The organism is Pantoea sp. GCM10028869, assembly GCF_042666835.1.
GTDB lineage: Bacteria > Pseudomonadota > Gammaproteobacteria > Enterobacterales > Enterobacteriaceae > Pantoea > Pantoea leporis.
In genome coordinates this window covers 161,774-174,113 of record NZ_JBHTGO010000002.1, presented here as the reverse complement: position 1 = coordinate 174,113, position 12,340 = coordinate 161,774, and the positions used below count along the sequence as shown (strand labels likewise).

Annotated in this window: 12 protein-coding genes; 11 read left to right on the top strand and 1 reads right to left on the bottom strand. The window is 55.5% G+C overall.

The window, feature by feature from the left end:
* Window positions 1-9 precede the first annotated feature (9 nt).
* On the bottom strand, window positions 10-492 hold the full coding sequence (locus ACFQW4_RS04990; protein WP_377724184.1) for a zinc ribbon-containing protein: 483 nt from the start codon (window positions 490-492) through the stop codon (window positions 10-12).
* Window positions 493-714: 222 nt separating this feature from the next.
* Here ACFQW4_RS04990 and leuS point away from each other — a divergent pair, with 222 nt between their 5' ends.
* From leuS to ybeD, 11 genes are all read left to right on the top strand, one after another.
* Entirely contained in the window at window positions 715-3,297 is a 2,583-nt protein-coding gene (gene leuS, locus ACFQW4_RS04985) for a leucine--tRNA ligase (protein ID WP_377724182.1), read from the top strand.
* Between the two features lie 14 nt (window positions 3,298-3,311).
* Complete coding sequence (lptE, locus tag ACFQW4_RS04980; RefSeq protein ID WP_110865718.1) at window positions 3,312-3,911, top strand: LPS assembly lipoprotein LptE; 600 nt, start codon at window positions 3,312-3,314, stop codon at window positions 3,909-3,911.
* On the top strand, window positions 3,908-4,939 hold the full coding sequence (gene holA, locus ACFQW4_RS04975) for a DNA polymerase III subunit delta (protein WP_377724180.1): 1,032 nt from the start codon (window positions 3,908-3,910) through the stop codon (window positions 4,937-4,939). The genes lptE and holA overlap by 4 nt, the downstream gene beginning before the upstream one ends.
* On the top strand, window positions 4,932-5,576 hold the full coding sequence (gene nadD / locus ACFQW4_RS04970) for a nicotinate-nucleotide adenylyltransferase (RefSeq protein ID WP_192414165.1): 645 nt from the start codon (window positions 4,932-4,934) through the stop codon (window positions 5,574-5,576). Before holA ends, nadD begins: the two co-directional genes overlap by 8 nt.
* A gap of 91 nt (window positions 5,577-5,667) precedes the next feature.
* On the top strand, window positions 5,668-5,985 hold the full coding sequence (gene rsfS / locus ACFQW4_RS04965; RefSeq protein WP_008103673.1) for a ribosome silencing factor: 318 nt from the start codon (window positions 5,668-5,670) through the stop codon (window positions 5,983-5,985).
* Window positions 5,986-5,988: 3 nt separating this feature from the next.
* A complete protein-coding gene (rlmH, locus tag ACFQW4_RS04960; RefSeq protein WP_008103678.1) occupies window positions 5,989-6,459 on the top strand; it encodes a 23S rRNA (pseudouridine(1915)-N(3))-methyltransferase RlmH in 471 nt (156 codons plus the stop codon).
* 33 nt (window positions 6,460-6,492) lie between these two features.
* On the top strand, window positions 6,493-8,397 hold the full coding sequence (gene mrdA / locus ACFQW4_RS04955) for a peptidoglycan DD-transpeptidase MrdA (protein ID WP_101763251.1): 1,905 nt from the start codon (window positions 6,493-6,495) through the stop codon (window positions 8,395-8,397).
* Between the two features lie 8 nt (window positions 8,398-8,405).
* Window positions 8,406-9,518, top strand: a complete 1,113-nt coding sequence (mrdB, locus tag ACFQW4_RS04950) for a peptidoglycan glycosyltransferase MrdB (protein WP_101763316.1) — start codon at window positions 8,406-8,408, stop codon at window positions 9,516-9,518.
* A gap of 10 nt (window positions 9,519-9,528) precedes the next feature.
* Window positions 9,529-10,623, top strand: coding sequence for an endolytic peptidoglycan transglycosylase RlpA (gene rlpA / locus ACFQW4_RS04945; RefSeq protein ID WP_271460059.1), 1,095 nt, complete (start codon window positions 9,529-9,531; stop codon window positions 10,621-10,623).
* A 117-nt stretch (window positions 10,624-10,740) separates the two neighbouring features.
* Window positions 10,741-11,952, top strand: coding sequence for a D-alanyl-D-alanine carboxypeptidase DacA (gene dacA / locus ACFQW4_RS04940; RefSeq protein WP_101763253.1), 1,212 nt, complete (start codon window positions 10,741-10,743; stop codon window positions 11,950-11,952).
* Between the two features lie 96 nt (window positions 11,953-12,048).
* Complete coding sequence (gene ybeD / locus ACFQW4_RS04935) at window positions 12,049-12,312, top strand: DUF493 family protein YbeD (protein WP_008103691.1); 264 nt, start codon at window positions 12,049-12,051, stop codon at window positions 12,310-12,312.
* Window positions 12,313-12,340 lie beyond the last annotated feature (28 nt).

Here is a 12,340-nt window from a genome sequence, read left to right as displayed (position 1 = left end):
TTCATAAAATCAGGGTTCAAACTGCTGGCGCTGGAACTGATCGTGCCCGCACTCCGGGCAGCGCGTTAAGCTCTCTGGCGTATAAATCGCCCGTGTGAAGCCGCACTTCTCACAGACTAAATTCCCCAGCCCCACCACTTCACCGCTCTGGTAGACGCCGTGATGGCGCAAATCCTGAAACACTTCACGCCACTCGAGCTGACTTTTATCGGTGATATCCGCCAGCTCTTTCCACAGGCTTTCACGAATCACGCGCAAAAACACTGAATCGCCGACCACATCAGAAGACTCCTGATAGCTCAGCGCAAACTCGTGTAAATCGCGCCGCACGGCGCGCATCACTTCATTGACCTCGGCGGGTGACAGCGTTTTTTTCGCCAGCAAACTTTGCCGCGCCTCGGCCACCAGCGCATCAACATCGCGCTCGCCATGATCCAATCGTTGGGATAATGCTTCAATCGTTGCACGGTATTCCTGCGCCACGTTATTCATTTTATTCTCCTTTCCGCTGCGGATACTGCTGTTAAGTTTAGCGGTTTTGTCACAATTGCATCGGCAGCAACCTAAGAAATCACAAAAGGGTGAAAGCGGCGGCGCATTCGGCAGAAATCCGGCCGGCGAGGGCGTGAAAAGTTGTTGAGGCGCAGCCTTATGGGTATGCTATGCGGATCTAAAAGTATGCTTAGCGATTTTCACAAAGGACCACAGGCAGCCATGCAAGAGCAATACCGCCCGGAAGAGATAGAATCCCGCGTCCAACAACACTGGGACGAAAACGAAACCTTTAAAGTGACCGAGCAGGAAGGCAAAGAGAAATATTATTGCCTTTCGATGCTGCCCTATCCTTCTGGCCGCCTGCACATGGGGCACGTGCGTAATTACACCATTGGCGATGTGATTGCACGTTACCAGCGTATGCTCGGCAAAAACGTTCTGCAGCCAATTGGCTGGGATGCGTTTGGTCTGCCAGCCGAAGGCGCTGCGGTGAAAAACAACACCGCGCCGGCGCCGTGGACGTACGACAACATCGCTTACATGAAGAACCAGTTGAAATTACTGGGCTTTGGCTATGACTGGAGCCGCGAACTGGCGACCTGCCAGCCAGAATACTATCGCTGGGAACAGTGGTTCTTCACTAAGCTGTATGAAAAAGACATGGTCTATAAAAAGACCTCGGCGGTGAACTGGTGCCCGAACGATCAGACCGTGCTGGCCAACGAACAGGTTATCGACGGCTGCTGCTGGCGCTGTGATACCAAAGTTGAGCGCAAAGAGATCCCACAGTGGTTCGTCAAAATCACCGCTTATGCGGAGGAGCTGCTCAACGATCTCGATAAGCTGGAAGATTGGCCGGAGCAGGTCAAAACCATGCAGCGCAACTGGATTGGCCGCTCTGAAGGCGTGGAAATCACCTTTGACGTTGCCAACAGCGCCGAGAAGCTGACCGTTTACACCACCCGTCCAGATACCTTTATGGGTGCAACCTATGTGGCGGTTGCCGCAGGTCACCCACTGGCGCAGCAAGCCGCTGCCACTAATCCTGCGCTGGCTGAATTTATCGACGAATGCCGTACCACCAAAGTCGCCGAAGCCGACATGGCAACGATGGAGAAGAAAGGCGTGGCCACCGGCCTGTTCGCTATCCATCCGCTGACCGGTGAAGAGATTCCGGTATGGGTCGCTAACTTCGTGCTGATGGAATACGGCACCGGCGCGGTAATGGCTGTTCCAGGCCACGATCAGCGTGACTGGGAGTTCGCTACCAAGTACAACCTGAACATCAAGCCGGTGATCCTGAATCTCGACGGTTCTGAACCGGACCTGAGTGCTGCCGCGATGACCGAAAAAGGCGCGCTGTTCAACTCGGGTGAATACAACGGTCTGGATCATCAGGCGGGCTTTAACGCCATCGCCGATGCGCTGGCTGCCAAAGGCGTGGGCGTGCGTAAAGTCAATTACCGTCTGCGCGACTGGGGCGTTTCCCGTCAACGTTACTGGGGCGCGCCAATTCCAATGGTGACGTTGGAAGATGGCACCGTGATGCCAACGCCAGAAGATCAGTTGCCGGTCATCCTGCCAGAAGACGTGGTGATGGATGGTATCACCAGCCCAATCAAAGCCGATCCTGAGTGGGCCAAAACCACCGTTAATGGCCAGCCTGCGCTGCGTGAAACCGACACCTTTGACACCTTTATGGAGTCATCCTGGTACTACGCGCGTTATACCTGCGCCAACTACCATGAAGGCATGCTGGATCCGGCGGCGGCGAACTACTGGTTGCCGGTCGATCAGTATGTTGGCGGTATCGAACACGCCATCATGCACCTGATGTATTTCCGCTTCTATCACAAGCTGCTGCGTGATGCTGGCCTGGTGAACTCTGATGAGCCGGCCAAACGCCTGCTGTGTCAGGGCATGGTGCTGGCTGATGCGTTTTACTACCTCGGCGTGAACGGCGAGCGTAACTGGGTTTCTCCGGTTGACGTGACCGTAGAACGCGACGAGAAAGGCCGCATCATCAAAGCCACCGACAACGAAGGTCGTGAAGTGGTTTACGCCGGCATGAGCAAAATGTCGAAGTCGAAAAACAACGGCATCGATCCCCAGCTGATGGTTGAGCGTTACGGTGCAGATACCGTTCGTCTGTTCATGATGTTTGCTTCGCCAGCAGAGATGACGCTGGAGTGGCAGGAATCGGGCGTTGAAGGTGCTAACCGTTTCCTGAAGCGCGTATGGAAACTGGCTTACGAGCACATTGCGAAAGGCGCGACCGTGGCGCTGGACGTCAATAACCTGAATGACGACCAGAAAGCGCTGCGTCGCGATCTGCACAAAACCATCGCCAAAGTGGCCGATGATGTGGGTCGTCGTCAGACGTTCAACACCGCCATCGCTGCCATTATGGAGCTGATGAACAAACTGATCCGTGCCCCGCAGGAGAGCGAGCAAGATCGCGCGCTGCTGCAGGAAGCGCTGGTCGCGGTGACGCGTCTGCTCTATCCATTCACCCCGCACGCCAGCTATGTATTGTGGCAAGCGCTGGGCGGCGAAGGCAGCATCGACGAAGCCAGCTGGCCGGTAGCCGATGAAGCGGCCATGGTGGAAGATTCGCTGCTGGTGGTAGTGCAGGTTAATGGCAAAGTGCGCGGCAAGATTATCGTTGCGCCGGATGCCACGCAGGAGCAGGTGCAGGCGCGTGCTGCGCAGGAGCATTTGGTGGCGAAATATCTGGATGGCGTCACCATTCGTAAAGTGATTTATGTCCCTGGCAAACTGCTTAACCTGGTCGTAGGTTAAGTTCAGGAGGAACTGTGCGACAACTGATTATCAGGCTGTTTGTCCTGCTTGCGGTAGTGATTACCGCAGGCTGTGGTTTCCACCCGCGCGGCACCACCTCGGTGCCGAGTGAGATGAAAACCCTTATCGTCCAGAGCGGCGATCCCTATGGCCCACTGGCGCGTGCCGTGCGCCAGCAGCTGCGCATCAACAATGTCACCATCATTGAAGACAGCAAAGCGGCCAGCGCCAAATACCCAACGCTGCGTCTGGGTGCTGAAGGCCAGGGACGTGATACCGCATCGGTGTTTATCAGCGGTACCACCGCGGAATACTCGCTGGTGATGACGGTCACCGCACAGGTTCTGCTGCCGGGTAAAGGTATCTACCCGATCAGCACCACCGTGTATCGTTCTTTCTTCGACAACCCGAACGCCGCACTGGCGAAGGATGCCGAGCAAGATATGATCGTGCAGGAGATGCGTCAGCGCGCGTCCGAGCAGTTAGTACGTAAACTGCTGACCGTGCATGCCGCGCAGGAAAGCAACAAAGATACTTTGCCGCAGCCTGAGACGATTGCACCGGGACAGAACTCACCGGAAGTGTCCTCTTCGTCAGCTACCAGTCTGCAATGATCAGGATTTATCCTGAACAACTGAGCGCGCAGCTTCGAGAGGGGCTGCGCGCCTGTTATTTTCTCACCGGTAATGAACCTCTGCTGATTCAGGAAAGCGCGGATGCAATCCGTGCTACCGCTAGCGCACAGGGATTTGAAGAGCACTTCAGCGTCACCATTGATGCGCAAACCGATTGGGATGCGATCTTCGTTAGCTGTCAATCGCTCAGCCTGTTTACCCAACGCCAAACCCTGACGCTGCAACTGCCCGAAAACGGCCCCAATGCCGCTATCGCCGAGCAGTTAGTGAAACTCTCCACGCTGCTGCACAGCGATATTTTGCTGGTGCTGCGCCTGGCGAAACTGACCAAAGCGCAGGAGAACAGCGCCTGGTTCAAAGCGCTGAGTACGCAGGCGGTAATGGTTCCGTGCCAGACGCCTGAACAGGCACAGCTGCCGCGCTGGGTGGCGAGTCGCGCCAAAGCGATGAAACTCAGCGTAGATGATGCGGCGATCCAGCTGCTTTGCTACTGCTACGAAGGAAATCTTATGGCGCTGTCGCAGGCGCTGGAACGCTTATCGCTGCTGTGGCCGGATGGCAAATTAACGCTGCCGCGCGTGGAAGCCGCCGTCAACGATGCCGCGCACTTTACCCCGTTCCATTGGGTGGATGCATTGCTGGCAGGGAAAAGTAAACGCGCCCTGCACATCCTGCATCAGCTTGAGAAAGAGGACAGCGAAGCGGTGATTCTGCTGCGCACGCTGCAACGCGATTTACTCACGCTGCTGCACCTGCAGCGGAATCAGGCGAAACAAGCGCTGCGCACGCTGATGGATCAGCAACGTATCTGGCAAAACCGTCGCGCGCTGTTTACCGAAGCCTTGCAGCGCCTTGATGCTCAGCGTTTACAGCGCGCGGTGCATTTGCTGGCAGAGCTGGAACTCAGCATGAAGCAGGATTACGGACAAAACCTGTGGCCGCAGCTGGAAACACTGTCGCTGCTACTGTGTCACCGCGATTTCCCATTGAGCTTTACTGATGTCTAAACTCTACGCTCTGTTTGGCGGCACCTTCGATCCGATTCACTACGGCCATTTGCGCCCGGTAGAAGCGCTGGCACAGCAAGTGGGATTAAAAAAGGTCACGCTGCTGCCGAACAACGTGCCGCCGCATCGCCCGCAGCCGGAAGCCAGTGCACAACAGCGCGTTGAGATGCTGCGCTGTGCTATTGCCGATCGCCCGCTATTTGATATCGATACGCGTGAACTGGCGCGTGCAACGCCGTCCTGGACAGTTGCCACGCTGGAAGCACTGCGTGCGGAACGCGGCCCAGAACAGCCCCTCGGGTTTATCATTGGTCAGGATTCTCTGCTAACGTTAGCCAAATGGCATCGCTGGCAGGATCTATTGTCGCTGTGCCATTTGCTGGTGTGTAAGCGTCCAGGTTACGCCACGCAGATGGAGACGCCAGAGATGCAGCAGTGGCTTGATGAGCATCTGGCCGATGATGTGCAGCAGCTTCATCACTCGCCAGCAGGACACATCTGGCTGGCGGATACGCCGCTGTTCGACATTTCCGCCACCGAAATCCGTCAGCGCCGCCATGCAGGCATCTCCTGCGCGGATTTACTGCCAGATGCAGTGATCGGCTACATCGATAGCGTTGGCTTATATCGCAGCTAAAGGCAGCATGCTATACTGCGCCGCTTCATTTTCGGCTACCTTTCTCGCATCGTTAGCCCGTCCGTAATCACCTGTTTTTAAGGGGAACCTTTTGCAAGGTAAAGCACTCCAAGAGTTCGTTATTGATAAGATTGATGATCTCAAAGGCCAGGACATCATTGCTATTGATGTTCAGGGCAAATCCAGCATCACCGATTGCATGATCATTTGCACCGGCACTTCAACACGTCACGTCGCTTCTATCGCCGATCATGTGGTGCAGGAATCGCGCACTGCGGGCCTTAAGCCGCTGGGTGTAGACAGTAAAACCGCCTCCGATTGGGTGGTCGTTGACCTGGGTGACGTGATTGTGCACGTGATGGAAGCAGAGAGCCGCCAGCTGTACGAGCTGGAAAAACTCTGGAGCTAAGACGTGAAACTGCAGCTTGTGGCCGTCGGCACCAAAATGCCCGACTGGGTTCAGACCGGTTTCATGGAGTATCTGCGCCGCTTCCCGAAAGATATGCCGTTTGAACTGATCGAAGTAACTGCCGGCAAACGCGGCAAGAACGCTGACATCAAACGCATTCTGGAAAAAGAAGGTGAAGCGATGCTGGCCGCCGTGGGTAAAGGCAATCGTATTGTCACGCTGGATATTCCCGGACAGCCGTGGGAAACCCCACAGCTGGCGCAGCAGCTTGAACGCTGGAAACTGGATGGCCGCGATGTCAGCCTGTTAATCGGCGGTCCGGAAGGACTGGCGCCCGCGTGCAAAGCCGCTGCTGAACAAAGCTGGTCACTGTCAGCGCTCACGTTGCCACATCCGCTGGTGCGTGTGCTGGTAGCGGAAAGCCTGTATCGTGCGTGGAGCATCACCACGAATCATCCTTATCATCGTGAATAAACGCCTGACAACCCCAGACAATAAATGTAGCGGATGAAATTACAGAGCAACGCCTTTCGCGATTACACTGCCGAACAGAAACTTTTTGTCCGCCGAGCATTGGTGGCTTTTGTTGGCATTCTGCTGCTCTCCAGCATTCTGGTGGTCAACATGTACCACCTGCAAATTCTGCGCTTTGACGACTACAGCACCCGTTCAAATGAAAACCGCATTAAGCTGGTGCCGGTGGCACCGAGCCGCGGCATTATTTTCGATCGCACCGGCGTCCCGCTGGCAGTAAACCGCACGATTTATCAGGCCGAACTGATGCCGGAAAAGGTCGACAACCTGAAGCAGACCTTGCAGGATCTGCGTCCGGTACTGGATCTGACCGACGACGATCTCGATGCGTTTGACAAAGAGCGCAAACGCTCGCGCCGCTTTACCTCGATTCCGGTCAAAATCGGTTTAAACGAAGTGCAGGTGGCGCGTTTCGCCGTCAATCAATACCGTTTTCCTGGCGTGGAAGTAAAAGGCTATCAGCGCCGCTACTATCCGTATGGCCAGACGCTGACGCACGTAGTGGGCTACGTCTCCAAAATCAACGACCGCGACGTTACGCGCCTCGATCAGGAAGGCAAATGGCCGAACTATGCGGCTACACATGATATCGGCAAACTCGGCATCGAAAACTATTATGAAGATGTGCTGCACGGTAAAACCGGTTATGAAGAGGTTGAAGTTAACAACCGTGGCCGCGTCATTCGACAGCTGCACGAGCAATCTCCGCAGGCCGGACGCGATATCTACCTGACGGTTGACCTCAAACTGCAGCAGTACATCGAAACCTTGCTGACCGGCAGCCGCGCGGCAGTGGTGGTGAGCGATCCACGCACCGGCGAAATTCTTGCACTGGTTTCTACCCCCAGTTACGACCCGAACCTGTTTGTCGACGGTATCTCGAGCAAAGATTATAAAGCGCTATTAAGCGACGAAAATCGTCCGCTGTATAACCGTGCGCTGCAGGCCTCCTATCCCCCAGCGTCAACGGTGAAACCTTACGTTGCCGTGTCGGCGCTGAGCGCAGGCGTGATCAACCGCAATACCAGCCTGTTCGATCCCGGCTGGTGGCAACTGCCTGGCTCGGAAAAGCGCTATCGTGACTGGAAAAAATGGGGCCACGGTCGCCTGAACGTCACTAAATCGCTGGAAGAGTCGGCGGATACCTTCTTCTATCAGGTTGCCTACGATATGGGCATCGATCGCCTGTCAGAGTGGATGACCAAGTTTGGTTACGGCCATCGCACCGGCATTGATCTGCCGCAGGAGAGCGCGGGCAACATGCCCACGCGTGAATGGAAGCTGAAGCGCTTTAAGAAGCCGTGGTATCAAGGTGACACCATTCCGGTGGGTATCGGCCAGGGCTACTGGACCGCGACGCCCATTCAGATGAACAAAGCGATGATGATTCTGATCAATGACGGTGTGATCAAAGTGCCGCACTTACTGCGCGCCACGCGTGAAGGCCAGGTCATGGTGCCTTATCGCCAGGTTCCGGATGCGCCGATTGGCGATATTCATTCAGGTTACTGGGAAATTGCCAAAGACGGCATGTATGGCGTAGCCAACCGCGCCAACGGTACCGCGCACAAGAGTTTTGCCGATGCGCCCTACAAAATCGCCGCCAAATCCGGTACCGCGCAGGTTTACGGACTGAAAGAAAATGAAGTCTATAACGCGCACAAGATTGCCGAACGTCTGCGTGACCATAAATTAATGACTGCCTATGCGCCTTACGATAAACCGCGCGTGGCCGTCACCATGATTCTGGAAAACGGCGGCGCAGGCCCGGCTGTCGGCACCGTGATGCGCCAGATTCTCGACCACATTATGTTAGGCGACAACAATACCGTGCTGCCAGAAGCCGCACCGACACCGCCCGGCTACGAAGGTGAATGACAATGTCCATGAACGATAGTCCGCAGAAAAGATCGATCTGGACGCGCATCCATATCGACCCCCTGTTTATGCTGATCATTCTCAGCTTGCTGACCTACAGCGCCATCGTCATCTGGAGCGCCAGCGGACAGGATCCAGGCATGACCGAGCGTAAGTTCGGGCAGATTGCCATGGGCATCATCGTTATGCTGGTGCTGGCGCAGGTGCCGCCGCGCGTCTATGAAAGCTGGGCGCCCTATCTCTATATTGTCTGCGTGATATTGCTGATAGCGGTGGACGCGTTTGGTCACATCAGTAAAGGCGCACAGCGCTGGCTCGATCTTGGTTTTGTGCGTTTTCAGCCCTCGGAGATTGCCAAGATTGCCGTGCCGCTGATGGTGGCGCGCTTTATTAACCGCGATGTCTGCCCGCCGACGCTGAAAAACACCGGCATCGCGTTGATTCTGATTTTCATGCCGACGCTGCTGGTGGCGGCACAACCCGATCTCGGCACCTCGATTCTGATCGCCGCTTCCGGCCTGTTTGTACTGTTCTTATCCGGCATGAGCTGGAAGCTGATTGGTATCGCGGTATTGCTGGTCGCCGCCTTTATCCCGATTTTGTGGTTCTTCCTGATGCACGATTACCAGCGCGCCCGCGTGATGATGCTGCTGGACCCGGAAAGCGATCCGCTCGGCGCCGGTTATCACATCATTCAGTCGAAGATTGCTATCGGTTCCGGTGGCCTGCGCGGCAAAGGCTGGCTGCACGGCACCCAATCGCAGCTGGAATTCCTGCCTGAACGCCATACCGACTTTATTTTTGCCGTTTTAGCGGAAGAACTTGGTCTGGTTGGCGTGTTGTTACTGCTGGTACTCTATTTGCTGCTGATCATGCGCGGACTGATTATCGCGGCGCGTGCGCAAACCACCTTTGGTCGCGTGATGGCGGGCGGTTTGATGCTGATTTTATTCGTTTATGTTTTCGTTAACATTGGCATGGTAAGTGGTATCTTACCGGTGGTTGGCGTACCGCTGCCGCTGGTGAGCTACGGCGGATCGGCATTGATTGTGTTAATGGCTGGATTTGGCATCGTGATGTCGATCCATACTCATCGAAAAATGTTATCTAAAAGCGTTTAAGAGGCTGCACATGCGTAAGGACTGGCTTGGGGTTGCACTGGCATCATTGGTACTGGCTGCCTGTTCCACACCGGAACCGCAGAATAATACTGCGCCACCGCAACCGGCCTATAACGGCCCGGTAGTGGAAATTCCTGGCGTGGAACCACGTTATGAACCGATCAATCCTTCCACCAGCCAGGATTACAGCGTCAACGGTAAAAACTACCGCGTGATCAAAGATCCCTCGAACTACAGCGAAGTGGGTTTAGCCACCTGGTACGGTGACGAAGCGCAGGGGAATCGCACCGCTATCGGTGAATCTTACGATCCGGAAGGCATGACCGCCGCGCATCCAACGCTGCCGCTGCCGAGCTATGTGCGTGTCACTAACCTCGCCAACGGCCGCCAAATTGTGGTACGCGTCAACGATCGTGGCCCTTACACGCCAGGCCGCATTATCGACTTGTCGCGTGCGGCAGGCGATCGCCTGAATATCTCTAACAATACTCGCGTGCGTGTTGATTACATTAAAGTGGCGCCGGATGGTTCCGTTTCCGGTCCCGGCACCATCGGTACCACCGTCGCCAAACAGAGTTACGCCCTGCCTGCGCGTCCCGATCTCGGCGGCGGCATGGTGATGATGGGCGGCAGCGCCAATGCTGCGCCAGCGCCTGCACCGCAGGATGTGCGCGCTGTCGATAACAGCACCTTGCAAAGCAGTGACAGCATGGGTGCGCCCGTCCAGAGCAGCGGTTTTCTCGGCGCGCCACAGCCGTTAGCCACGGGCGTGCTGGAAGGGAACGAGCCGGTTGCCGCGCCAGCCCCAGCAACGTCTTCCGCGCCAGGCGCTGCTGCCGCACCAGCTACCAGCCAGAATGCCCATGCCGGCAGCGGTTATGTGGTTCAGGTCGGCGCGATTAACGATCCGGCGCGTGCACGTCAGCTGGCCGAAAGTCTGGGTAAACGCTTTGGCGTGCCGGGCGCGGTTGAAGCCAATGGCAACGTCTATCGCATTCAGTTAGGTGGCTATAAAAGCCGTGCCGAAGCCGCTGCCTTGCAGCAACGTCTTAACACTGAAGCGCAAATGAGCTCATTTATTACCACTGCCCGTCCATCGATGTAACGGGCAGTGACATTTCCTGCTGAAACTGATTTGCAAAGCAAGATGTCGCCCGATCGGACGTTTGCTATAGTTAGGCACTTTTTTCACTCTAAACCCACGGATGTTGTAGTCCTGAACATGAATACGCTGAAACCTTCTCGTTTTCTGAAACGCCTGACAGTGGGATCACTGGTCGCCCTTTCTCTCAGCCATGCCGCATTTGCGGACGATGTTAATCTTAAGACTATGATTCCGGGTGTACCGGACATTGATGCTGAAGCTTATGTGCTGATCGACTATAACTCCGGCAAAGTGCTGGCCGAAAAGAACGCGGATGCACGCCGCGATCCGGCAAGCCTGACCAAAATGATGACCAGCTACGTGATTGGTCAGGCGGTCAAAGCGGGAAAAATCCATAACGATGACATCGTGACCGTGGGTAAAGATGCCTGGGCAACCGGTAATCCGGTATTCAAAGGTTCATCACTGATGTTCCTCAAGCCTGGCGATCGTGTGCCGGTTTCTCAGCTGACGCGCGGTATCGTGCTGCAATCAGGTAACGACGCTTGTGTAGCGATGGCGGATTACGTTGCTGGCAGCCAGGACGCATTCGTCAACCTGATGAACAACTACGTTGGCGCGCTGGGTCTGAAAAACACCCACTTCCAGACCGTGCACGGTTTGGATGCCGAAGGCCAATACAGCTCGCCGCGCGATATGGCGTTGATCGGCCAGGCGCTGATCCGTGACGTACCCGATGAGTACGCGGTTTACCGTGAAAAAGATTTCACCTTTAATAATATCAAGCAGACCAACCGTAACGGTTTGCTGTGGGATACCAGCCTGAACGTCGATGGCATTAAAACCGGCCACACAGACGCAGCGGGTTACAACCTGGTCGCCTCGGCAACAGAAGGCCAGATGCGTTTGATCTCCGCGGTGATGGGCGGTCGTACCTTTAAAGGCCGTGAAACCGAGAGCAAGAAGTTGCTGACGTGGGGCTTCCGCTTCTTTGAAACCGTCGCACCGCTGAAAGCGGGCAAAGAGTTTGCCTCTGAGCCTGTGTGGTTCGGTGACAGCGATCGTGTCCAGCTGGGCGTGGAGAAAGATGCCTATCTGACCATTCCGCGTGGCCGCATGAAAGATCTCAAAGCCAGCTATGTGCTGAACAACACTGAACTGCATGCGCCGCTGCAGAAAAATCAGGTAGTGGGCAGCATCAACTTCCAGCTCGACGGCAAAACGGTGGAACAGCGTCCGCTGGTGGTGCTGAATGAAGTGAAAGAAGGTGGTTTCTTCGGCCGCATCATCGATTACATCAAACTGATGTTCCACCACTGGTTCGGCTAAGGCGCGCTTGAAAAAACGCCAATTTGCCCCCAATTAAGTTACTATCTTTGCTCCCGCCTCGGCGGGAGCCTGTTTTTTAAGCACCGGAGTCAATGTATGAAAACCAAATTGAATGAACTGCTCGAATTCCCTACGCCTTTCACTTACAAAGTGATGGGTTTGGCGCAACCGGAGCTGGTTGATCAAGTGGTTGAAGTGGTGCAGCGCCACGCGCCAGGCGATTACAAACCGGACGTTAAGCCAAGCAGCAAAGGCAACTATCACTCTGTTTCCATTACCATCATCGCCACCCACATTGAGCAGGTTGAAACCCTGTACGAAGAGCTGGGCAATATCGAAATCGTGCGCATGGTGCTGTAATTCTGGCGCTGGCAAAGTCCGCTTTGCC

Excerpts from the sequence above, each read along its gene's own strand:
- ACFQW4_RS04990 (WP_377724184.1), bottom strand. The coding sequence starts at position 492 with ATGAATAACGTGGCGCAGGAATACCGTGCAACGATTGAAGCATTATCC.
- leuS (WP_377724182.1), top strand. The coding sequence starts at position 715 with ATGCAAGAGCAATACCGCCCGGAAGAGATAGAATCCCGCGTCCAACAA.
- holA (WP_377724180.1), top strand. The coding sequence starts at position 3,908 with ATGATCAGGATTTATCCTGAACAACTGAGCGCGCAGCTTCGAGAGGGG.
- nadD (WP_192414165.1), top strand. The coding sequence starts at position 4,932 with ATGTCTAAACTCTACGCTCTGTTTGGCGGCACCTTCGATCCGATTCAC.
- mrdA (WP_101763251.1), top strand. The coding sequence starts at position 6,493 with ATGAAATTACAGAGCAACGCCTTTCGCGATTACACTGCCGAACAGAAA.
- mrdB (WP_101763316.1), top strand. The coding sequence starts at position 8,406 with ATGAACGATAGTCCGCAGAAAAGATCGATCTGGACGCGCATCCATATC.
- rlpA (WP_271460059.1), top strand. The coding sequence starts at position 9,529 with ATGCGTAAGGACTGGCTTGGGGTTGCACTGGCATCATTGGTACTGGCT.
- dacA (WP_101763253.1), top strand. The coding sequence starts at position 10,741 with ATGAATACGCTGAAACCTTCTCGTTTTCTGAAACGCCTGACAGTGGGA.
- ybeD (WP_008103691.1), top strand. The coding sequence starts at position 12,049 with ATGAAAACCAAATTGAATGAACTGCTCGAATTCCCTACGCCTTTCACT.